The organism is Streptomyces sp. NPDC048258, from assembly GCF_043201995.1.
Classification (GTDB): Bacteria; Actinomycetota; Actinomycetes; order Streptomycetales; family Streptomycetaceae; genus Streptomyces.
In genome coordinates this window covers 431,157-452,375 of the sequence record NZ_JBICZH010000002.1, presented here as the reverse complement: position 1 = coordinate 452,375, position 21,219 = coordinate 431,157, and the positions used below count along the sequence as shown (strand labels likewise).

23 protein-coding genes and 1 riboswitch are annotated in these 21,219 nt (G+C 70.9%); of the genes, 10 read left to right on the top strand and 13 right to left on the bottom strand.

The window, feature by feature from the left end:
• Positions 1-5: 5 nt before the first annotated feature.
• Together ACGFYQ_RS06225 and ACGFYQ_RS06220 are read right to left on the bottom strand one after the other, a co-directional pair.
• Positions 6-917, bottom strand: coding sequence for a YhjD/YihY/BrkB family envelope integrity protein (locus ACGFYQ_RS06225; RefSeq protein WP_393740476.1), 912 nt, complete (start codon positions 915-917; stop codon positions 6-8).
• 81 nt (positions 918-998) lie between these two features.
• Positions 999-1,718, bottom strand: a complete 720-nt coding sequence (locus ACGFYQ_RS06220; protein ID WP_393740474.1) for a flavodoxin family protein — start codon at positions 1,716-1,718, stop codon at positions 999-1,001.
• A 100-nt stretch (positions 1,719-1,818) separates the two neighbouring features.
• Positions 1,819-2,043, top strand: a riboswitch (cobalamin riboswitch).
• Positions 2,044-2,072: 29 nt separating this feature from the next.
• Here ACGFYQ_RS06220 and ACGFYQ_RS06215 point away from each other — a divergent pair.
• Genes ACGFYQ_RS06215 through ACGFYQ_RS06195 form a run of 5 tightly spaced genes read left to right on the top strand, consistent with a single transcriptional unit; the run spans position 2,073 to position 5,282 of the window.
• Positions 2,073-2,768 carry an energy-coupling factor ABC transporter permease gene (locus ACGFYQ_RS06215; protein WP_393740921.1) on the top strand — a complete coding sequence of 232 codons (696 nt, stop codon included), beginning with the start codon at positions 2,073-2,075 and terminating at the stop codon, positions 2,766-2,768.
• Positions 2,768-3,118 carry an energy-coupling factor ABC transporter substrate-binding protein gene (locus tag ACGFYQ_RS06210; protein WP_393740472.1) on the top strand — a complete coding sequence of 117 codons (351 nt, stop codon included), beginning with the start codon at positions 2,768-2,770 and terminating at the stop codon, positions 3,116-3,118. Before ACGFYQ_RS06215 ends, ACGFYQ_RS06210 begins: the two co-directional genes overlap by 1 nt.
• A 3-nt stretch (positions 3,119-3,121) precedes the next feature.
• Positions 3,122-3,871 carry a cobalt ECF transporter T component CbiQ gene (cbiQ, locus tag ACGFYQ_RS06205; RefSeq protein ID WP_393740470.1) on the top strand — a complete coding sequence of 250 codons (750 nt, stop codon included), beginning with the start codon at positions 3,122-3,124 and terminating at the stop codon, positions 3,869-3,871.
• A complete protein-coding gene (locus tag ACGFYQ_RS06200; protein ID WP_393740468.1) occupies positions 3,868-4,689 on the top strand; it encodes an ATP-binding cassette domain-containing protein in 822 nt (273 codons plus the stop codon). Before cbiQ ends, ACGFYQ_RS06200 begins: the two co-directional genes overlap by 4 nt.
• Positions 4,690-4,724: 35 nt before the next feature.
• On the top strand, positions 4,725-5,282 hold the full coding sequence (locus ACGFYQ_RS06195; RefSeq protein WP_393740466.1) for a PadR family transcriptional regulator: 558 nt from the start codon (positions 4,725-4,727) through the stop codon (positions 5,280-5,282).
• Positions 5,283-5,355: 73 nt separating this feature from the next.
• Here the strand turns inward: ACGFYQ_RS06195 and ACGFYQ_RS06190 are convergent, their stop codons facing one another.
• Positions 5,356-5,568 (bottom strand): EF-hand domain-containing protein, encoded by a 213-nt coding sequence (locus tag ACGFYQ_RS06190; protein ID WP_393740464.1) that lies wholly within the window; start codon positions 5,566-5,568, stop codon positions 5,356-5,358.
• A gap of 254 nt (positions 5,569-5,822) precedes the next feature.
• Between ACGFYQ_RS06190 and ACGFYQ_RS06185 the strand changes: the two genes are divergently transcribed.
• Positions 5,823-6,602: a tRNA-dependent cyclodipeptide synthase gene (locus ACGFYQ_RS06185; protein WP_393740462.1), complete on the top strand. Its 780-nt coding sequence runs from the start codon at positions 5,823-5,825 to the stop codon at positions 6,600-6,602.
• A complete protein-coding gene (locus ACGFYQ_RS06180; protein WP_393740460.1) occupies positions 6,583-7,821 on the top strand; it encodes a cytochrome P450 in 1,239 nt (412 codons plus the stop codon). The genes ACGFYQ_RS06185 and ACGFYQ_RS06180 overlap by 20 nt, the downstream gene beginning before the upstream one ends.
• 113 nt (positions 7,822-7,934) lie before the next feature.
• Here ACGFYQ_RS06180 and ACGFYQ_RS06175 read toward each other — a convergent pair whose 3' ends face one another.
• From ACGFYQ_RS06175 to ACGFYQ_RS06140, 8 genes are all read right to left on the bottom strand, one after another.
• On the bottom strand, positions 7,935-9,113 hold the full coding sequence (locus tag ACGFYQ_RS06175) for a YncE family protein (RefSeq protein ID WP_393740458.1): 1,179 nt from the start codon (positions 9,111-9,113) through the stop codon (positions 7,935-7,937).
• On the bottom strand, positions 9,110-9,907 hold the full coding sequence (locus ACGFYQ_RS06170; RefSeq protein ID WP_393740456.1) for a polysaccharide deacetylase family protein: 798 nt from the start codon (positions 9,905-9,907) through the stop codon (positions 9,110-9,112). Before ACGFYQ_RS06170 ends, ACGFYQ_RS06175 begins: the two co-directional genes overlap by 4 nt.
• 366 nt (positions 9,908-10,273) lie before the next feature.
• Positions 10,274-10,786, bottom strand: coding sequence for an ATP-binding protein (locus tag ACGFYQ_RS06165; protein WP_362405059.1), 513 nt, complete (start codon positions 10,784-10,786; stop codon positions 10,274-10,276).
• A 285-nt stretch (positions 10,787-11,071) separates the two neighbouring features.
• Positions 11,072-11,839: an enoyl-CoA hydratase/isomerase family protein gene (locus ACGFYQ_RS06160; RefSeq protein ID WP_393740454.1), complete on the bottom strand. Its 768-nt coding sequence runs from the start codon at positions 11,837-11,839 to the stop codon at positions 11,072-11,074.
• An 85-nt stretch (positions 11,840-11,924) separates the two neighbouring features.
• Positions 11,925-13,148: an Ig-like domain-containing protein gene (locus ACGFYQ_RS06155; protein WP_393740452.1), complete on the bottom strand. Its 1,224-nt coding sequence runs from the start codon at positions 13,146-13,148 to the stop codon at positions 11,925-11,927.
• A 140-nt stretch (positions 13,149-13,288) separates the two neighbouring features.
• Positions 13,289-14,020 (bottom strand): L,D-transpeptidase family protein, encoded by a 732-nt coding sequence (locus ACGFYQ_RS06150; protein WP_393740450.1) that lies wholly within the window; start codon positions 14,018-14,020, stop codon positions 13,289-13,291.
• A gap of 42 nt (positions 14,021-14,062) precedes the next feature.
• A complete protein-coding gene (locus ACGFYQ_RS06145; RefSeq protein WP_393740448.1) occupies positions 14,063-14,950 on the bottom strand; it encodes a collagen binding domain-containing protein in 888 nt (295 codons plus the stop codon).
• Between the two features lie 161 nt (positions 14,951-15,111).
• The gene (locus ACGFYQ_RS06140; protein ID WP_393740919.1) at positions 15,112-16,332 is read right to left on the bottom strand and encodes an Ig-like domain-containing protein; all 1,221 of its coding nucleotides are present in this window, start codon (positions 16,330-16,332) and stop codon (positions 15,112-15,114) included.
• A gap of 180 nt (positions 16,333-16,512) precedes the next feature.
• Between ACGFYQ_RS06140 and glgX the strand changes: the two genes are divergently transcribed.
• Positions 16,513-18,879 carry a glycogen debranching protein GlgX gene (gene glgX, locus ACGFYQ_RS06135; protein WP_393740446.1) on the top strand — a complete coding sequence of 789 codons (2,367 nt, stop codon included), beginning with the start codon at positions 16,513-16,515 and terminating at the stop codon, positions 18,877-18,879.
• A 12-nt stretch (positions 18,880-18,891) separates the two neighbouring features.
• On the opposite strand, the gene ACGFYQ_RS06130 is transcribed toward glgX, so the two are convergent.
• The gene (locus ACGFYQ_RS06130) at positions 18,892-19,431 is read right to left on the bottom strand and encodes a MarR family winged helix-turn-helix transcriptional regulator (RefSeq protein ID WP_393740444.1); all 540 of its coding nucleotides are present in this window, start codon (positions 19,429-19,431) and stop codon (positions 18,892-18,894) included.
• 103 nt (positions 19,432-19,534) lie between these two features.
• Between ACGFYQ_RS06130 and ACGFYQ_RS06125 the strand changes: the two genes are divergently transcribed.
• Both ACGFYQ_RS06125 and ACGFYQ_RS06120 read left to right on the top strand, forming a co-directional pair.
• A complete protein-coding gene (locus ACGFYQ_RS06125; RefSeq protein WP_393740442.1) occupies positions 19,535-19,822 on the top strand; it encodes a hypothetical protein in 288 nt (95 codons plus the stop codon).
• A 120-nt stretch (positions 19,823-19,942) separates the two neighbouring features.
• A complete protein-coding gene (locus ACGFYQ_RS06120) occupies positions 19,943-20,680 on the top strand; it encodes a CDP-alcohol phosphatidyltransferase family protein (RefSeq protein WP_393740440.1) in 738 nt (245 codons plus the stop codon).
• On the opposite strand, the gene ACGFYQ_RS06115 is transcribed toward ACGFYQ_RS06120, so the two are convergent.
• Positions 20,661-21,143 (bottom strand): adenylyltransferase/cytidyltransferase family protein, encoded by a 483-nt coding sequence (locus tag ACGFYQ_RS06115; RefSeq protein ID WP_393740438.1) that lies wholly within the window; start codon positions 21,141-21,143, stop codon positions 20,661-20,663. The two genes, ACGFYQ_RS06120 and ACGFYQ_RS06115, sit on opposite strands and share 20 nt — an antisense overlap.
• Positions 21,144-21,219: the final 76 nt, after the last annotated feature.

Genomic DNA, 21,219 nt, shown 5'->3' with positions numbered 1-21,219 from the left:
CCCGCTCAGCGCCGTTTCGCTTTCCTGTCCGGCCGGAAGCGGGAGATCTTCCCCCGGGTTGTGTGCCAACGCTCCCTCATCTGGTCGACCACGTTGTCCCATTCACGGCGGATCTCGTCATCGGGCGGTCGCTCGCCCTGGCGGATGCGGCCGAGCTCGTCACGCACCTCCCGGCCGAGCGCCGCCGACCCCACCACGACCAGCACGATGCCGAAGAACGCCGAGAGCATCGCGAAGACCACGCCCACCGCGCCGTAGCGGTCGGCGTAGGAGTTGAACAGACGTGGCAGATAGAAGTCCGCGCCCACGGAATAGAGCGCCGTCAGAACGGACGCGATGACACCGAACGGCAGGAGATCACGCCAGGCGACCCTCTTCGCCGAGAGGATCCAGCCACCCCAGACGAGGAAGAGCCCGGTCAGCGACGCTTCGAGCAGGGTCGCCGCCGGCGTGAGGTGCCCGCCGCCGGTGGCGGCGAAGAGCCAGCCGCTCACCGGCACGTAGACCAGGAAGACGAGGGCCCACTTCAGGTCGTTCACGGTGTTGCGCACGCTCAGGGGCTTGAGCTGCCACGTCTGTTCGAACAACCGCTGCACCGCTCGCGCGAAGCTCAGCGTGGAGATCAGCAGGAACAGGGCCCCGAGGACGCCGATGCTCGTGTCCGTGGTCGAGGCGAAGACCTGCCGCACGGCATCGGCTCCGGCCCCGGTGAGGCCGTACCGGTCGATGATCCGGTCGGCGACGTCCTTGTCGCCGATGCCGGCCAGAACGGCACCGCAGAGGATCGCGAGGGAGATCATCGCGGTCAGCATGCTGGACGCCAGCGCCATCGAGCGATCGAACCCCGCGATTCTCTGGAATCGGTTCACCACGCGAAGCGCGAATGCCGGACGCAGCCAGAACGTCAGCGTCCTCATGAATCGCTCGCGATCGATGAGAGCCGCCCTCCCCTCCGTGGATCCCGGGAGCCCGTGGCCGGGTGCCTGCCGGAACGTCCCTCACCTGTGTTCGGGGTTCTCGAAGTCGAAGCGGCACCCCGCGTCCCACAGCGAGCGCTGGTTCCCGTGCGCCGGGAAGCCGCCCGAGCGCTTGAGGAGCGCGGCCAGGTGCATCAGGTTCCAGCTCATGAACGCCGTGTTCCGGTTGGTGAAGTCGTTCTCGGGGCCGCCCGAGCCCGGGTCGAGGTAGGAGGGGCCGGGCCCGGCCTCGCCGATCCAGCCGGCGTCGGCCTGCGGCGGGATCGCGTAGCCGAGGTGCTGGAGGCTGTAGAGGACGTTCATGGCGCAGTGTTTGACGCCGTCCTCGTTGCCGGTGATCAGGGCGCCGCCGACGCGGCCGTAGTAGGCGTACTGGCCCTGCTCGTTCAGGAGGGAGGAGCAGGCGTAGAGCCGCTCGACGACCTGCTTCATCACGGAGCTGTTGTCGCCGAGCCAGATGGGCCCGCACAGGACGAGGACGTCGGCGTCCATGATCTGGCTGTAGAGGACCGGCCACTGGTCGCTCTCCCAGCCGTGCTCGGTCATGTCCGGCCAGACGCCGGTCGCGATGTCGTGGTCGACGGCGCGGATGAGCGAGGTCCGGGCCCCGGCCGATTCCATGACGGCGCGGCTCTTGTCGATCAGGCCCTCGGTGTTGCTGGTCTCGGGCGAGCGCTTGAGCGTGCAGTTCACGTAGACGGCGGTTAGGTCTGAGTAGTCGTACTCGGTGTCGGCAGCCACGGTCCCAGCCTGTGGAGGCCGGGCCGGGGCCGCCACCCGGCCGCGCCCGTACGGGGACCCACGCCGATCGGGGCGGGTTGGTGCCGGTCCGCGCGGCCGACTAGGGTCAGTGGGCCTTGGTGTTCGGGAAACCGGTGTGAAACCGGTGCGGCCCTCGCCACTGTGATCGGGAAGTCCGGCTCCACCTCCCCCAGACCCCGTCTGGGAGGTGCCCCCCAGCGGGGAGCCACTGGGCCCGCGCGGGACACCGCACGGCCCCGGGAAGGCGGAGTCCGGGCATCGGCACCCGTGAGCCAGGAGACCGGCCGGGGCGCGCTGTCCATCCACGAGGTGCTGGAGAGGTCTTCCCCACTCATGCATATTGCCGAGGGGTTTCTGCCCCCGTTGCACGCGGTCGCCTGGGGCGCCGCGTCCGCTCCCTTTGTCGTACACGGAGTACGCGCCCTCACCCGCGAGGTGAAGGCCAATCCGGAGAGCACGCTGCTGCTCGGAGCCTCCGGGGCGTTCACTTTCGTCCTGTCCGCCCTGAAGATCCCTTCTGTGACGGGCAGTTGCTCCCACCCCACCGGTACCGGGCTCGGGGCCATCCTCTTCCGGCCGCCGATCATGGCGGTGCTCGGCACGATCACCCTGCTCTTCCAGGCGCTGCTGCTGGCGCACGGCGGGCTCACCACCCTCGGCGCCAACGTGTTCTCGATGGCGATAGCCGGGCCCTGGGCGGGCTACGGCGTCTACCGGCTGCTGCGGAAGTCCGGCCTGCCGCTGATGGTGACCGTGTTCTTCGGTGCCTTCTTCGCCGACCTGGTGACGTACTGCGTGACCTCCGTCCAGCTGGCGCTGGCCTTCCCGGACGCGAGCGGCGGATTCGTCGGCTCGCTGGAGAAGTTCGCCGGCATCTTCGCGGTGACGCAGATCCCGCTCGCGGTCAGCGAAGGGCTGCTGACCGTGCTCGTGATGCGGCTGCTGATGCAGTCCAGCAGGTCGGACCTGGTCCGGCTCGGCGTCGCGAAGCTCACCGGATCCGGGACGAAGCAGGAGGCGTCGGCCTGATGACCAGGAACGCGAAGATCAACACCCTGCTGCTGCTCCTGGTGGCGGCGCTGGCCGTGCTCCCGCTCGCGCTTGGCCTGGGCGAGGGCAAGGAGGAGCCGTTCGCCGGCGCCGACGCGCAGGCGGAGGCGGCCATCACCGAGCTGAAGCCGGACTACGAGCCCTGGTTCTCGCCGCTGTACGAGCCGCCCTCCGCGGAGATCGAGTCGGCGCTGTTCGCCCTCCAGGCGGCGCTGGGGGCGGGCGTGCTCGCGTACTACTTCGGCGTCCGCCGGGGTCGCCGTCAGGGTGCGGCCGCCGCCGCTGCCGACGCGGTCCCGTCCGCGTCCCCGTCCGCCACGGAGTCGTAGGCGGTGCTGCCGATCGACGCGGCGGCGCACAGCAGCCGTTGGCGCCATCGCCACCCTCTGGAGAAGGCCCTGCTGGGGATCGGGCTGACGGTCGCCGCGGTGTGCCTGCCCCCGTGGCCCGGCGGGCCGCTGGTCGCCGCGGCCACGCTCGCCGTGCTCCTCGGCCCCGCCGGGGTGGCCCGGCGGCAGCTGTGGCGGGCCTTCCGGATCCCGCTCGGCTTCTGCTTCACCGGGGCACTGCCGCTGCTGTTCGCCGTCGGGGGGCCCGCCGGGTTCGTCTCGCTGGCCCCGGACGGCCCACGGCACGCCGCGGAGCTGCTGCTGCGCACCTCGGCGGCCTCGCTCGGCGTGCTGCTGTTCGCGTTCACCACCCCGGTCTCGGACGTGCTGCCGCGGCTGGTCCGGGCGGGGGTGCCGGCTCCCGTGGTGGACGTGGCCCTGGTCATGTACCGGATCGGGTTCCTGCTGCTCGACTCCCTCGCCCGGGTCCGGCAGGCCCAGGCGGCCCGGCTGGGCACCACCGGCCGGGCGGCGGCGTGGCGTTCGGTGGGCGGGCTCGCCGCGACCTCGTTCGTACGCGCCTTCGACCGCGCGGCGCGGCTCCAGTCGGGCCTGGCCGGGCGCGGCTACGACGGCGCGCTGCGCGTGCTCGTCCCCGAGGCGGCGCTGTCCTGGCGCTTCCTGGCCGCGTCCGCCGCGCTGCTGACCGGGCTGACCGCCGTGACCCTCGTACTGAAGGAGCTGTACCTGTGAGGCCGTTGGTGGAACTGGTGGGCGCGGGCTACGCGTACGAGGACGGGCCCGCCGTGCTCTCCGGCGTCGACTTCGGGATCGCCGAGGGCCGGGCGCTGGTCCTGCTGGGCCGCAACGGCAGCGGCAAGACCACGCTGATGCGGCTGCTCAGCGGAGGCCTGCGGCCGGGGTCGGGCGCGCTGCGCCTGGACGGCGCGGCGGTCACCTACGACCGCGCCGGCCTGACCCGGCTGCGGACGGCGGTCCAGCTGGTCGTGCAGGACCCGGACGACCAGCTGTTCGCGGCCTCGGTGGAACAGGACGTCTCCTTCGGGCCGATGAACCTGGGCCTGCCGGTGCCGGAGGTCCGCGAGCGGGTCGACTCCGCCCTCGCCGCGCTGGACATCACGGCGCTGCGGGACCGCCCGACGCACCTGCTCTCGTACGGGCAGCGCAAGCGCGCGGCGATCGCGGGCGCGGTGGCGATGGCCCCGCGGGTGCTGATCCTGGACGAGCCGACCGCCGGGCTGGACCCGGACGGCCAGGAGCGGCTGCTGGACGTGCTGGCGGGGCTGCGCGCCTCGGGGACCACGGTGGTGATGGCCACCCACGACGTGGACCTGGCCGTCCGGTGGGCCGACGACGCGGCGGTCCTGGCCCCGTCGGGCATCCGGGTCGGCCCGGCCCCGGCGCTGCTCTCGGATCCGGCCCTGCTCGCCGAGGCGGGCCTGCGCCAGGCCTGGTCCCCGGCCGTGACGGCCTTCCTGCGCACCCGCGGCCTGCTCCCCGCCGACGTCCCGGGCCCCCGCACCCCGGAGGCGCTGTCCGCATGGGCGTAGACCGGCCGGAGCCACGGCAAACCTAGGATGGCGTCATGTCGCTCCCGCACGCCATCCTCACCGCCCTGCTCGAGAAGCCCTCGTCAGGGCTTGAGCTGACCCGGCGGTTCGACAAGTCGATCGGGTTCTTCTGGTCGGCGACGCACCAGCAGATCTACCGCGAGCTCGGCAGGCTGGAGGAGTCCGGGCTGATCCGGGAGCTGCCGAGCGAGGTGCCCGTACGGGGGCAGAAGAAGGAGTACGAGGTCCTGCCGGCGGGCGGCGCGGAGCTCGCGCGGTGGGTCGCCGAGAGCCAGGACCCGAAGCCGATGCGCGATCCCCTGCTGCTGCGCATCCGCGCGGCGGGGGTGGTCGGGCCACAGGAGCTCGGCCCCGAGCTGCGGCGCCATCTGGAGCTGCACCAGCGGCAGCTGGCCCAGTACGAGGCCATCGAGGAGAAGGACTTCCCGCCGGAGCGGGACGCCGTGGAGGACCGGCTGCGCCGTCTCGTCCTGCACGGCGGGATCGCCCTGGAGACGTTCTGGCTGCACTGGCTCCGGGAAGCCCTGACCGAGGTCGAGGACATGACGCCCCCGGGCGGCACCACGGCATGACCGCGCCCCCGCCCGGCAGGTGGGGCGGGGGCGGCGCGGAGGCCCGCTGCGCGCAGGCCCGCTTCGCGGGGGCCTAGTTGTTCAGGGCGGCCCAGAACTCGTCGAAGCTCAGCAGGCCGTCGCCGTTGGCGTCCTTGGCGGCGAGCACGGCGTCCGCGACCGCGCCGGTGACGTACGCGTCGCCCATCGCCTTCATGGCCGCGCTGTACTCGTCGGCCGTGACGAAGCCGTCACCGTTCACGTCGAACTTGTTGAACGTCGCCCGTGCGCTCTCGATGTCCGCCACTGGGTCCACCCCTTCTCGGTGCTTGTTGACCGGCTCAGGGTAGCGGCCCCCGGAGCCGGCCTCCGCTCCGGGTCCCGTTCGGGCGGCAGATAGATATTCAATTACTCTTCCGTAAGGCGGAAGCGATAATTCCAGCCAACAAATCCGGCCCGGACTTGTCACGCTCCGGCACCACCGCATAACGTACCGACATTGCCGCCACACCAGGAGCGCAGGGCTCCCAGGGACAAGCGGCAACAAGGGCGATCACACAGGTGACGATCACAGCTGACGCATCATTCGAAGTTCTGCCCTTCACACGCACCTGCCGCCATATCTGGGAAGACGGCGACCATGTGCTCATCGGAGTGAGTCCTGGAAACAGCTACTTCAGCTCCGAGCGCATCACCCGTCTTGCCCAGTGGGCCACGACCCGCTTCGCGCAGGTCGACTTCGTCTACGCAGACCTCCACGTGGACCGGATGTTCGCCGCTTTCGGCTACACCCAGGAGCACGCGGAGAAGCGCGCCACGAAGGAGATAAAGGCAGTACGGCGGCGGATCCTGAAAGGCGTGGAGGAATCAGGACCGCCCCAGGGAGAAATCCGCGTGAGGGCACTTTCGGAGTTCCAGGAGAACCCCGTCTACCAACTACTGCACCGGCGCGTACTGCATTTCTTGGAGACCGACGACGAATTCCGCAAGGGCTGCGAGAAGATGGCCTTGCACTTTGTCGGCTCCAAGTTGCCGGAAGGTGAATCCATCACAGACGAGCAGTTGCAGGTCTGTTTCGATTACATGGCGGCCGAGCTGCCGTTCTTCGTGGACACCCCGAGCATTCTCGACGTGCCGTCCTCGGTGGCGGCCTACCACGTCAAGATGCCGCTGACGGATGTCCTCTTCGCGCGCGGCGGGGGCCTGCGCGCCACCCGCAACCAGGCGTATGCCGTCGTACGTCCCGAGGCGGCCGGGACCGTGCACGAGCACCCGGCGCCCGAGAGCAACACGAACCACGTACCAACCGAAAGGAACGTCGATGAGCGTCGAGCAGCTTGAGGGCCAGGAGACCCAGGAGCGGCCGCTCCTCGACTTCCCGCTCTCGCGGCGCGGTGACGTGCTCCCGGAGGAGTGCGCGTGGCTCCGCGAGAAGGCCCCGGTGGCCAAGGTGCGCACCCTCACCGGGGACCCGGCCTGGCTGGTGAGCAGCTACGCACTGGCCAAGCAGGTGCTGGAGGACGAGCGGTTCAGCCTCAAGGACACGGCGAACGCCGGAGTCCCGCGCCAGTACGCGCTGACGATCCCGCCCGAGGTCGTCAACAACATGGGGAACATCAACAGCGCGGGCCTGCGCAACGCCGTGATGAAGGCGCTCAACCCGCGCCAGAACGGGCTCCAGGACTGGCTGCGCGCCAAGGCGGGCGAGCTGATCGACCAGCTGGTGGCCGAGGGCGGTCCGGCCGACCTCCGGGCGGGGTTCGCCGACCCCTTCTCGGCGGCGCTGCACTGTCAGGTCCTCGGGGTCCCCTTCGAGGACTGGCGCCGGCTGATGTCGGGTCTGGACGTCGCGTTCATGACCGCTCGCGAGCCGTTCGCCGACTCGGCCCTCAACTGGTACAAGGACGTGGGCTACTTCGTCGAGCAGCTGAACGTCCAGCTCGCACTGCCTTCCGAGGAGCGTACGGGGCTCCTCGGCAAGTTCGCCGACCTGAAGGAGGCGGACCCGGAGTCGGCGCACCTGACCGACGACATGTTCGCGACGGTCGCCGTCTCGCTCTTCGGCGCGGGCGCGGTCTCCACCTCCGCGTTCCTGGTCCTCGCGGTCCTGGCGCTGCTCCAGAAGCCCGAGCTCATCGGGTACCTGCGCGAGCACCCTGAGCGCATGGGCAAGGCGGTCGACGAGCTGCTGCGCTGGAACCTGTCCGTGGGCGACGGACTGCCGCGCATCGCGTTGGCGGACATCCAGGTCGGCGACGTCCTGGTGAAGGAGGGTGAGCTCGTCCTCGTCCTGCTGGAGGGGGCCAACTTCGACCCGGAGGCCTTCGACAACCCGGACGAGCTGGACCTGGAGCGCGAGAGCTCCAACGCCAACCTCGCCTTCGGAGCGGGCCGGCACTTCTGCCCGGCCTCCGCGCTGGGCCGGGCGCACGCCGAGATCGCGCTGGAGGTGCTGGTCGAGCGGCTGTCCGGGCTGCGGCTCGCGGTGCCGGCGGAGAACCTCGTCTGGCGTACCGGCTTCATCAAGCGGCTGCCGGAACGGCTCCCCGTGGCCTGGTAGTCCGGACGCGGACACGGACGCGGACGCATACCGGCGGCGCCCCGGGAGCTGTGCGAGCTCCCGGGGCACCGCCCTGTCCGCGCGGCCCTGTCCGCGCGGCCTCCACGCGCGGCCTACCGGAAGATGCCGGTGTGCCCGAGCGAGTAGCGGCCGGGCTGCGGGTACACGGCGAGTCCGTGCGGTCCGCTGCCCACCGGGATCCGGGCGAGCTGCCTGCCGGTGGCGGTGTTGATCGCGTAGACCTCGGAGTTGTAGCGGCCCGACAGCCACAGCACCTTGCCGTCGGCGGAGACGCCGCCCATGTCGGGGCTGCCGCCGTCGGGCAGCTCCCACTTCTTGGTCAGCTTGTTCTGCGGGAAGTCGAAGACGGAGATGCTGCCCTCGCCCCGGTTGGAGACGTACATCTCCTTGGAGTCACGGCTCACGTACAACCCGTGGCAGCCCTTTCCGGTGGGCAGCAGCTTCGGGATCTCGAACTTGTCGCCGCTGAGCACCCACATGCCGTCCGCCATCATGTCCGCGACGTAGAAGGTCTTTCCGTCCGGCGAGACCTTGACGTCCTGCGGCATCGCGCCCTCGAACGGCAGTTTCTGCTGACCGATGACCTCCATCTTCTCGGTGTCGACCTTGAGGAGTTCGCCGGAGAACTCGCAACTCACGATGAAGTAGCGGCCGTCGGCGGAGAAGTCGGCGTGATTGACCCCGAAGCAGCTCACCGGGACGGTCTTCACGCGGTCCATCGTGTGCGGATCGCGGAAGACCAGCTCTTTGTCCATCGAGGCCATGACGACCGCGTACTTGCCGTTCGGCGTGAAGTACAGGTTGTACGGGTCGTGCACCTCGACGGGCTCTCCGGCCTCGCCGGTGGCCGGGTTGATCGGGGTGAGCGTGTGGCCGCGGTTGTTGTTGACCCACAGGGTCTTCATGTCCCAGGAGGGCACCACGTGCTGGGGCTGGACGCCGACCGGGATGGTGTCGATGACCTTGTACGTCACCGGGTCGATGACGGACACCGTGTTGGAGCTGGTGTTCGGCACGTAGACGCGGGACGGGAAGTCCTTGACCACCGGGGACAGCTGGTTCGGCCGGTCCGCCGCGTACACGTCGTTCGGATCGAGGAGCGGTGGCATCCCGGCGAGGCCCGGCGGCACGGCCTTGACGGGTTTGGCCGGACCCTTCGTACCGAGCGCCTCGGCGGGTCCCTTGTCGGCCGATCCGCAGCCGGCCAGGGCGGCGAGGACCAGACCGGCCAGCAGCACGGCGGCCTTCCGGGGAAGGCGGGTGGTCTTCATGGCGTCAGCAGCTCCGTGGTGGTCACCGCGCGCAGCTTGCGGCGCGCGAGTTCTTCGAGGAGGGGCGGCATCGCGTCGACCGTGTCCGCGTAGCCGAAGTGCAGGCTCACCACCGATCCGGCGTGGATCGTCCCGGTGACGGTGCGGATGACGGCCGCGGCGCCGGGCGAGGTGAAGTCGAGGGAGTCCACGTCGTACGAGAGGACGTGGGGATAGCCGGCCCGCTGGGCCAGCTTCTGGACGAGCGCGGTGGCGTACTGGGTCTGGGAGGGCCGGAACCAGGTGCCGATGGAGCCGGTCAGCCGCTTCAGCCGCTGGGCGCAGCCGGTGATCTCGGCGTAGGCCTCCGCCTCGGGCATGGTGTTGATCGCGAGGTGGCGCTGGGTGTGGTTGCCGAGCTCGTGGCCGCCGTCGAGGATCCGGCGGGCCATGTCCGGGTGCGCGTCGAGCCAGCTGCCGATCGCCAGTACGGTGACCCGCGCGCCCGCCTTCTCGGCCTCGGCCAGCACCGCCTTGGCGATGGCGGGTTCCCCGTTGCCGTGGAAGGTGAGGGCGACCCGGGGGCGGTCGCGCGGACCGTGGCCGATCTCTACGGGCTGCCCGGCGAACCGGCGCGGGACGGCCGGGGCCGCCTGGGCGGAGCGGACCGGTCTGGCCGGGCCCGGGGGCGCGGAGGCGGGCACGGAGGCGGGGCGGCCCGGTCCGCAGGCGGCGGTGAGGCCAGCCGTGGAGGCACCGATCGCCCCGAGACTGGCCGCGCGCAGGACCGCGCGGCGGCCTGGATGTGAGAGCACCTGCCCATTTAAGGGGCGGAAGGACCGGAAGGTAATGATTGACCCAATTCGGGACGTTCGCCGAAGGGGCCCGACAGGGCGACCCGTCCGCTATGTGATCAACGATTTACACAGAGCGGTCGATAGTTATTCATGGATTGCGAGGCGAGTGGCCCACCTCACCTAGGATTTAGCTAGAAACTCTCACTATTTGCACACTTATGTCCGAGTAGGGACTTTTGGTGTTCGGGCCCACGTCTGCCATAGTCGGAACCACGACTTCCCCATTGACCCGAGCGAAGTCGCCACGCCGAGGATCACACCCCAATCGATCCTCGGCGCACCCATGAAGCCCCCGTACCGCCCCACCACGGCGACCAGGGGGCTTCAGGCGTTCTGGCGGTCGGCGACGCGCATCTCGAACCATGTGATCTTTCCGCGGGGCAGCAGGTCGGCGCCCCAGCGGTCGGAGAGTTTGTCGACGAGGAAGAGCCCGCGGCCGGTGACGTCCAACTCGTGGACCGGCATCAGACAGGGCAGTCCGCGCGAGGGATCGCGCACCTCCACCCGGATCCAGCCGCGCCGCCGCTTCATGTGTAAGCCGAAGGTGCGGGCCCCGGTGTGCCGGACCGCGTTGCCGACGAGTTCCGAGACCAGCAGGACGGCGTGCTCGGCGATCTGCGGGGAGAGGCCCCAGAGCCGGACCACCACGCACTGGGTCAGCCTGCGCGCGGTGCCGGCCGATTCGGGCATGGACGGCAGGGTCACTTCCCCCTCGGCCGGGTTCCCGTACAACTCCAGCGCCTTGAGGCCCTGTTCGTCCTCGACCGCCGCCGTGAGCCGTACGGCCGAAGCGCTGCTGCGCTGCCGCGGCTGTTCCACACCCTCCAGGCCCGCCATGCACCCATCATGGACGGCCGCCCCGCCCCTCCGGGCCGTTCCACGGGAAAACACCCCCCGGATCCGGCGAACCCGAGGGGGTGTCCCGTCATATGCGCGAGGCAACCGGAAGGCGGCAAGACGCACCTGACCTGCCGTGACGCAGCGCACGGCGGTGATCACCGTGAGTGGATCACCGATTTCGCTTAAGGCTCCTTTAAGGCCTGGCTAATCCACCCACAGGGAGGACCTGTACGACTGCGCCCTGTACGGCCGCGCCTGATAACGCGCCTGAGACGACTGCGCCTATACGAACTTGGCCTTGCCCGGGCCCTCCTCGACGAAGCTGCGCATGCCGCGCTCGCGGTCCTCGGTGGCGAACAGGCCCGCGAACCAGTTGCGTTCGATGGTGAGCCCGGTGTCGATGTCGGCCTCCAGGCCCGCGTCCACGCATTCCTTGGCGGCGCGCAGCGCGATCGCCGGACCCTGGGCCAGCTTGGCGGCCCAGGCGTGCGCCTGCTCGTACACCTCGGCGGCGGGGACCACCCGGTCGACCAGGCCCAGGGAGAGCGCCTCCTCGGCCTTGACCATGCGCCCGGTGAAGATGAGGTCCTTGGCCTTGGACGGGCCGATCAGCCGGGACAGCCGCTGGGTGCCGCCCGCGCCCGGGATCAGGCCGAGGAGGATCTCGGGCTGGCCGAGCTTCGCGTTGTCGGCGGCGATCCGGTAGTCGGCGCACAGCGCGAGCTCGCAACCGCCGCCCAGCGCATAGCCGGTGACGGCCGCGACGACGGGCTTGGGGATACGGGCCACGGCGGTGAAGGCGTCCTGCAGCGCGCGGGACCGGGCGATCATCGCCGCGTGGTCCATCGCCTGCATCTCCTTGATGTCCGCGCCCGCCGCGAACACCTTCTCGCCGCCGTAGAGGATGACCGCGCGGACGTCGGCCCGGTCGGTCGCCTCCACCGCGAGCTCGCGCAGCCGGTCCTGGGTGGCGATGTCCAGGGCGTTCATGGGCGGCCGGTCCAGGCGGATGGTGCCGACGCCTTCGGAGACTTCGAGAGAGATGGTCATACGAGGAAGGTTAGCGCCGGTTAACCGACGGTGGCCCGGTGCTGTGTGTCACAGCACCGGGCCACCTGGAACTACGTACGGGGGACTACTTGATCCACTCCGCCCAGTCCATGTTCCAGCCGTTGAGGCCGTTGTCCGGGGCGATCTGCTTGTCCTTGGAGTTCTTCACGACGACCACGTCGCCGATCAGCGACTCGTTGAAGAACCAGGCGGCGGGCTGGTTGCCGTCGCCGGCGCCGCGGACGTCCTTCAGGCCGACACAGCCGTGGCTGACGTTCTCCGAGCCGAACGTGCCCGAGGACGCCCAGTAGTTGCCGTGGACGAAGGTGCCCGAGTTCGACAGCCGCATCGCGTGCGGGACGTCGGAGATGTCGTACTCGCCGCCGAAGCCGACGGTCGCGCCGTTCATCCGGGTCACCTTGTACTTCTCGCTGATGACCATCTGCCCGTTGTACGTGGTCGTCGACGGGGCGCCCGCGGTGATCGGGATGTTCTTGAACACCTGGCCGTCGCGGACGACCTCCATGGTGTGCTCGCTCGCGTCGACCGTGGAGACCTGGGAGCGGCCGACGGTGAAGGTGACCGTACGGGTCTGCTTCCCGTAGACGCCGGGGCGGCCTTCGACTCCGTCGAGGGCGAGCTTCACGGTGACCTTCGTGCCCGCGGCCCAGTACTTCTCGGGGCGGAAGTCGAGACGGTCGTTGCCGAACCAGTGGCCCTCGACCTGTACGGCCGGCTCGGCCGTCACGGTGATGGCCTTCTCGACGGCCTCCGGGTTGGTGATCCCGCGGCTGAAGTTGATCGAGACCGGCATGCCCACGCCGACGGTGGAACCGTCCTCGGGCGTGTAGTGGCCGACGAAGGTGTTCGTCGGGGTCAGCGTGGTGAAGGTGGTGTCCTTGGCGGACTCCCGGCCGGCCTCGTCCTTGGCGACCGCGTGCACCTTGTACTCGGTGGCGGAGGCCAGGTGGCGGGCCGGCTCCCAGCTCGCGCCGTCGTCGGCCAGCTTGCCGTCGACGGCGTTGCCCTTCGTGTCGGCGACGGTCACCGTGGTGAGCTTGCCGCCCGTGCTGGTTATCTTCAGGACGCCGCTGGTCGCGACCTCCTTGGAACCGTCGTCGGGCTTGACGTTCACCACGGCCTTGGACGCCTCGGTGCCGGTCTTGCCGCCGCCCCCCGCGTTGTCTCCACCGCTGCCGCTGCTGTTGCCTCCGCCGCCACTGCACGCGGTGGTCAGCAGCAGGGCCGCCCCCAGCAGAAGGGCCGGCAGGCCGGTGCGGGCGCGGCCGCGTATCGGCTGCAGGTTCACTCGTGTTCTCCCCATGTCCCCCGCGCGCGGGCAGTCGCGCGCTTGTCGACAGGTAATCACATGGGGAGAACACGAAAAGCCACGGTCTTGTCACTGTTCCGTCCCAACCGTCGGGGAACGGACGGTGACGGCGTCGCAGGTCAGTCCTCGGTTCCGGGCTTGGCGCCCCAGACGTAGACGGCGTCGCCCTCGGTCAGCAGGTTCCAGAGGCGTTCGGCGTCGGCGACGGTGAGGTTGACGCAGCCGGCGGATCCGCCGTGGGCGTAGAGGTAGCCGGTGCGGCCGTGCAGCGCCTGGCCCCCGTCGAAGAACTGCGAGTACGGCATGGGGGAGTCGGCGTACAGCGTGGACGTGTGGTCCTTGCTGCGCCAGTACACCTCGTGCCAGCCGCGCCGGGTCTCCTGGGTGTCGCGGCCGGTGCGGATGGGCACGACCGGGAAGACGATCCGGCTGCCCTGCTGCACCCAGAGCAGCTGCCGGTCCATGTCCACGCACGTCACGCGGTACGAGCGGACGGGGCAGTCGCCCTCGGCGTTGGGGTCCGGGCGGGCGGCCACGACGAGCATCGTGCGGTAGGTGGCGACGCCCGGGTAGCCGTCCGCGGGAGTGACGCCGTTCTTCCGCTGGAAGGCGCGGACGGCGAAGCAGTCCGCCGAGGACTGCACCCCGTCGACGGGCCGCCCCACGTGCTCCTCCAACTGCCGCTGGTAGGGGCCGGTGCCCGCCGCGCACGCGGTCTCCGGCTCCGGCGCCGCCGCCGCCGCCGCCAGGGACGGGTTCAGCCCCGCCAGTACGAGCAGGGCGCCGAGCACGGCCGTCCTCCCGGCGCCCCGGACACCACCTCGGGGGCTCGTCGCCTGACCTGTAGTCATCCGGGCCTCCTCGGGCCCGCCAGCCGGACCCTCGCAGCCCAGCTAACCCGCGGGGCGGGCGTACGGCCCGTGCTGCTGCGCCGAGGGGGTGAGCAGGCCACTCCACCGGCGCACCCGGCGGGCGTCCTCGTCCGGGTCCTTGACGGGGACGCCCGCGTACGCGTCGCGCTCGTTCTCGAGGGTGACCACGCGCCGGCCCCCCGGGGTCTCGTCGTCCAGGCTCAGCGGGCCGGTCACCCGCGTCGCCGGCAGCACGTACCCCTCGGGCACGTCCGTCTCGACCAGGTAGTACTCGCCGTCGGGGAGCCGGTCGAAGTCGCAGACGCCGTCCTCGTCGGTGGCGCAGCCGGGCCTGACCCGATGGTCGGCGTTGATGCCCCGGGTCTGGAGCCCCTCGGTGCTGTTGGTCTCCTTCCAGAGCTCGAACACCGCACCGCCCAGCGGCGACCCGGTCTTGGCGTCCTCCTTCAGGATCCGGATGCGGCCGCTGTACTCCGCGCCCTGCTTCCGGTGCGGGACGTCGAGGACGATTCCCGCCCCGGCGTCGGCCTCGTTCACGGTGAAGGCGGTGACCGGGTCCTCGGGGGGCTCGTACCCGGCGGGGACGGCGGCCTCCCGCCAGTAGTAGGTCTCGCCGACCGGCAGCTCCACCGTGCAGCTGCCCTTGGCGTCGGTCACGCAGGCGCCCTCGTGCTTCTCGTCGGCGGCCGGTCCGGTGGCCTGGAGCCCCGGCTGGTCGTTGACCTCCCGCCACAGCTCGAAGCGGGCCCCGGTCAGAGGCGCTCCGGTGTCCAGGTCCGTGTTCCGCAGCACCACCTGGGCGCTGTGGACGGGCCCGTCCACGCCCGCGGCACCGGCCGGCGCCGCCGCCGCGAGCACCGCCGCGGCGGCGAGGCCGAGCGGCCACACCCTTGCTGTCCTGGCTGCCATGACACTCCGTCCGTCGCCTGGGGCTGTCGCGCCCTGACAGGCTGGGGGAGTTTCGTACGGGAGTACGGGAGGACACTCGGCCGCTACGGCATTCCGGTCATACCGATCACCCTCCCGTGGCCGCGGGAGGGTGATCGGCGGCGGTGGCGGTCGGCGGGCCGTCAGGCGATGGCGGAACCGGCGACCCAGTCGGCCCAGGACATGTTCCAGCCGCCCAGGCCGTTGTTCGGGGCCACCGTCTTGTCCTGCGAGTTCACCACCTCCACGACGTCCCCGACCAGGGTCCGGTCGAAGAACCAGCCGGCCGGGGTGTCCGAGCCGCCGCCCTTGTCGTCGCGCAGGCCCACGCAGCCGTGGCTCATGTTGCTGCTGCCGAAGGTGTCGGGGCTGAGCCAGTAGTTCCCGTGGAGGAAGGTCCCGGAGGAGGTGAGCCGCATGGCGTGCGGGACGTCGGGGATGTCGTACTCGCCGCCGAAACCGACGGTCTGGCCGTTCATCCTGGTGACGTCGAACATCTCCATCACCACCATCTTCCCGTTGTAGGTGGTGGTCTTGGGCGCTCCGGCGCTGATCGGAACGGTCGACAGCAGCTCCCCGTCCCGGCGTACCTCCATGGTGTGCGCGGCCGCGTCCACGGTGGAGATCTGGGAGCGGCCCACGGTGAAGGTGACCGTCTTGTCCTGGATGCCGTAGGAGCCGGGCGCGCCTTCGATGTCGCGCAGCTTCAGCTTCACGGTGACCTTGGTGCCCGCCTTCCAGTACTGCTTGGGCCGGAAGTCGAGCCGCTCCTTGCCGAACCAGTGGCCGACGACCTGCACGGCCGGCTCGGAGGTGACGGTGATGGCCCGTTCCACCTCGGCCCGGCGTTCGATGGGCCGGTTGAAGTTGAAGGAGAGGATCATGCCGGTGCCCACGGTGGAGCGGTTCTCGGGCTTGAAGTAGCCGATGAACCGCTCCTCGGGGACGTAGGTGGTGAAGCTGGTGTGCCGGGCCTGGCGGCGGTCGTGCCCGTCGAGGGCGACGGCGTCCACGGTGTACTTGGCCGCGAGCGAGAGCCTGGCGGCCTCGGGGTCGGGGCTCCAGCTGAGCCCGTCGGCGGCGATGGAACCGGGGACCTGCTCCTCCTGCGCGTCCTCCACCTTGGTGACGACGACCCGCTCCAGCCGGCCCTCGGGCACGGTGACGCTCAGCCGTCCGTCCGCGGGGACCCCCTTGGCGTTGTCGTCGGGGGTGATCCGGATGGCCTCGTCCGGCGAACGCGGTTTGCCCGGCAGTTCGATCTCGACCGGGGACCGGCCGTCCTGGGTGCATCCGGTCAGGCCGCCGAGGAGGCCCGCCCATGCCGCCACGGCGGCCAAGCCCGCCCCTGCCCGCCTCGTCAGAAGTGTCACGATCTCTCCAACGACCGGGCCCCTCCGGGGGAAACGTGAGCGGGACGCACGTTCCGGGCGGAACAGTCCGGGCAGAACACTGGGAAGGACCAGACGGGGGCGGGCCCAGGCCGGGACGCCGGGGCCGCACTCCCCTCCCCCGCAGGTACCCAGGAGCCGTGGAGGCGGGCAGTGTCGAGCGCAGCCGAGCAGGAAGAGGCGGTGGAAGCCGTCGGGAACGCGGTGGACGCCGTGGACGCGGTGGATGCCGTTGATGCCGTTGATGCCGTGGACGCGGTGCGCGGCGCCCGCGCCGCGCCCGCGCCGCGGGTGGACGAACCACCGGGCGGGCGGCCGAACGGCCAGGTCAGAGGGCAGGTGTTACGGGCACCAGCCCGCCCGGGACCACCCGTGTGGCCCGGGTCCTCGCATCCCCTGGGGGCCCGGTTCCGCCAGGGCGCCGACGGAACCGACGGGACGGCGGGCACCAACTTCGCGCTGTGGGCCCAGGGCGCGGAGGCGGTGGAGGTGTGCCTGTTCGACGCGGGCGGGGCCGAGACCCGCTGCGCCCTGACGGAGCTCACGCACGAGATCTGGCACGGTTTCGTGCCGGGCGTGCGCCCCGGACAGAGGTACGGATTCCGGGTGCACGGGCGCTGGGACCCCTGGACGGGCGCCCGGCACAATCCGGCGAAGCTGCTCCTGGACCCGTACGCCCGCGCCGTGGACGGTGACTTCACCCTGCCGCCGGAGGTGTACGGGCACGTCCGGGACTGGCCGCAGCAGTACATCGCCGACACCGTGCGCGACGACCGGGACTCGGCGCCGTTCGTGCCCAAGGGGGTCGTGGTCCACGATGACGACGACTGGTCGGACGACGTCCGGCCGAAGACCCCCTGGGCCGATTCGGTGATCTACGAACTGCACGTGCGCGGCTTCACGATGCGCCATCCGGGGGTTCCCGAGGAGCTGCGCGGCACGTACGCGGGCCTCGCCCATCCGGCGGCCGTCGAGCACCTGGTGAAGCTGGGCGTGACGGCGGTCGAGCTGCTGCCGGTGCACCAGTTCGCGCACGAGGACCACCTGCTGCGCAGGGGGCTGCGCAACTACTGGGGCTACAACTCGGTCGGCTACTTCGCCCCGCACGCGGGGTACTCGTCGAGCGGTACGGCGGGCCAGCAGGTCGGGGAGTTCAAACGGATGGTGCGGGCCCTGCACGCGGCGGGGATCGAGGTCATCCTCGACGTGGTCTACAACCACACGGCGGAGGCGGGCGAGCTCGGTCCGACGCTGTCGCTGCGCGGCATCGACAACCGGGGCTACTACCGGCTCCAGTCGGACCAGCGCCGGTACGCCGACTACACGGGCTGCGGGAACACCCTGCACGCGGGGCGCCCGCACGTGCTGCGCCTGATCACGGACTCGCTGCGCTACTGGGTCACGGAGATGGGCGTGGACGGCTTCCGCTTCGACCTGGCGGCGGCGCTGGCCCGCTCGATGCACGACGTGGACATGCTGTCGCCGTTCCTCGCGGTGATCGCCCAGGATCCGGTGCTCCGGCGGGTCAAGCTGATCGCGGAGCCGTGGGACGTGGGCTCGGGCGGCTATCAGGTGGGGGCGTTCCCTCCGCTGTGGACGGAGTGGAACGACCGGTACCGGGATGCCGTACGGGATTTCTGGCGGGGCGCGCTGCCCGACGTACGGGACCTCGGCTACCGGCTGTCGGGGTCCAGCGACCTCTACGCGTGGGGCGGGCGGCGGCCGTACGCCTCGGTGAACTTCGTGACCGCGCACGACGGTTTCACCCTGCGGGACCTCGTGAGTTACGAGCGCAAGCACAACGAGGCGAACGGGGAGGCGGGCCGGGACGGGACCAACGACAACCGGTCGTGGAACTGCGGAGCGGAGGGCGACACGGACGATGCCCGGATCGCCGCGCTGCGCCGCCGGCAGCTGCGCAACCTCCTCACCACCCTGCTGCTGTCGACGGGGGTGCCGATGCTCGTCGCGGGGGACGAGTTCGGGCGCACCCAGGGCGGCAACAACAACGCGTACTGCCAGGACAACGAGACCGGGTGGGTGGACTGGTCGCTGCTGGAGGACCCGGCGTGGCGGGAGCTGTTCGCGCTGACGGCGCGGCTGATCTCGCTGCGCCACGCCCATCCGGTGCTGCGTCGGCGGGCGTTCTTCTCGGGACGGCCGCAGGGGGTGGACGGGCTGCGGGACCTGGCCTGGTTCACGCCGGCGGGTGCGGAGATGACGGAGCGGGACTGGTACGCGCCGGGCGCCGCGCTCGGGATGTACCTGTCGGGGCGGGACATCCCGGGCCGCGACGAGCGGGGCCGCCAGGTGACGGACGACAGCTTCCTGGCCCTGCTGCACACCGGGGACCGGCCGGTGCCGTGGGTGCTGCCGGGGGCGCCGTGGGCCGAGGGCTACGAACTCGTCCTGGACACCTCGCGCGAGGACCAGTCCGCCGCCCCGCTCACCCGCCACCGCGGCGGCGAGGCGGTGACGGTCCCGGCCCGGTCGGTGCTGCTGCTCAGGGTGACGGGGTGAGCCGGGCGGGCGTCAGCGGGATTCGACCTGGAGCAGCATCCGCTTGAGGAGGGCGGAGAGCGCGGCGCGCTCGGCCTCGTCGAGGGGTTCGACCATCTCGGCCTCGGCGACGCCGCGCCAGCGCATGGCGTCGGTCCAGCGCCGGTGGCCCTCCTCGGTGAGTTCCACGTCGACCCGGCGGCGGTCGCCGGCGGAGCGCAGCCGGCGGATCAGGCCGGACTTCTCCAACGTGTCGAGGCGGCCGGTCATCCCGGCCGGGGAGAGCAGCAGTTCGGCGGCGAGTTCGGCGGAGGGGGCCCGCCAGGGCGCTCCGCGGGATGCGAGCCGGTGCATGGTCTCGAACTCGAAGGCCTGGAGCCCGGTCTCGGAGAGCGCCCGTTCCTTGCTGTGGGACAGGTGCTTGGCGAGGAGCTGGATCCGGGTGATGACGGCCTCGGTGGGGACGTCGAAGGGCACCTTGCCGGTCCATCGGGCGATGTGCCGGTCGACGGAGTCCTCGGACGGCGTCTCCGGGGCCGTGCCCGCCTCTGTGCCCCTGCCCGAAGTACCCATGCCCGAATTATGGCCCGCCGCCGGCCCGTCACCGGCCCCTCACCGGTCCCACCCCGAAAGTTATTTCGTTGACGAATGATTCGTTGGCGAAATACCTTCCCGTATGACCCCGACGATCCGGCGACTGCTCGCCGGCCGCGCCTTCGCCGCCTTCGGGCTGCGGCTGCCGACCCCGGTCGCCGCGGCGGCGTACTTCCTCGGCATGGGCGGGGTCGGGCTGCTGAGCCCGCTGTGGGAGACCGAGATCCAGCGGCGCGTGCCGGCCGAAGCCCTGGGCCGGGTCGGATCCTTCGACACCCTCATCTCCTTCGCCGCCCGCTGGGCCTGGCGACGGCCGCCCCGCTCGCCGCCGCGACCGGGACCACGGCCCCGCTGCTGTGCGCGGCCGTAACTGACCGCCGCCGCGAATCTCTCCGTACTGCTGCTTCCGGACGTACGCGAACATCCGGAGCCGACACTCTCGTTCGCCCTGCGATGATGTGTTCGACATCGTCACTGAGGGGGTCCGTGCATGGGCAGAGTCGGAACCGCGCTGCGGGAGCTGCGCGGAGCGCAGAAGTCGGCGAAGGGGGTGTCGCTCTACTCGCGGTTCGTCAACCGGCCCGCCGGGCGCTACCTGGCCGCCGGGTCGTACGCGCTCGGGCTCACCCCGAACCAGGTGACGCTCGTCAGCGCCGCCTTCAGCTTCGCCGCCGCGGCCGCGGTCGCGCTGGCCGCGCCCTCCTGGGGGCTCGGGATCGCCGTCTGGGCCGCGCTCGCCGCCGGGTTCGCCTTCGACTCCGCCGACGGGCAACTCGCCCGGCTGCGCGGGGGCGGCAGCGCGGCGGGCGAGTGGCTCGACCACGTCGTGGACTGCGCCAAACTCACCGCGCTGCACTCCTGTGTGCTGATCGCCTTCTACCGCTTCCCCGACGCGTACGGGACCGGAGGGGCCGGATCGGGCGGCGACGGCTGGCTGCTCGTGCCGCTCGGCTTCCAGTTCGCCGCGATCGTGACCTTCTTCGGCGGACTGCTGACCGAGAAGCTCAAGCCCAGGCCGGCTCCGGGAAGTCCCGCCGCCGCGCCCTCGACCGTCCGTGCGGTGGCGCTGCTGCCCGTGGACTACGGGGTGTTCTGCCTGGTGTTCCTGCTGCTCGGCGGCGGAGGGCTGTTCCGATGGGCGTACGCGGGCCTCGGGGCGGTCGCCGGACTGTTCCTGCTGGCGTTCCTCGCCAAGTGGTACCGGGAGCTCAGCGCCGTTCCGCGGTGAACGGCTCCGCGAGGGGTTCGGCGAGCGCGTCCAGCGCCCGGCGCAGCTGCGTGCTGGAGGTGTGGACGGTGTACGGGAAGTACACGACGTCGACGCCGTGGGCGGCGAAGTCCTTCTCCAGCTTGTCGCCCTTGGGGGTGCCCCGCCAGTCGTCGCCCTTGAAGATGACGTCGAAGCGGACCTGCTTCCAGGTCTCCACCTTGTCCGGGACCGTCTCGACGAAGGCGGCGTCCACGTACTTCACACTGCGGACGATCTCCAGCCGCTCGACGAGCGGGATCATCGGGCGGCGCCCCTTGGCGAGTTCGGCCATCTCGTCGGAGACGACTCCGGCCACCAGGTAGTCGCACTGGCTCCGGGCGTGCCGAAGGATGTTGAGGTGCCCGATATGAAACAGATCGTAGGCACCCGGCGCATATCCGACTCGGTACGGCCTGCGCGCGGGCGCGCCAAGTTCGGACATGTCCCGCTCCGTCATCTCTTACCCCCCAGCAGCCACACCCCCCGGTGTAGCGGATTAGCAGACAATAGCGTGCACG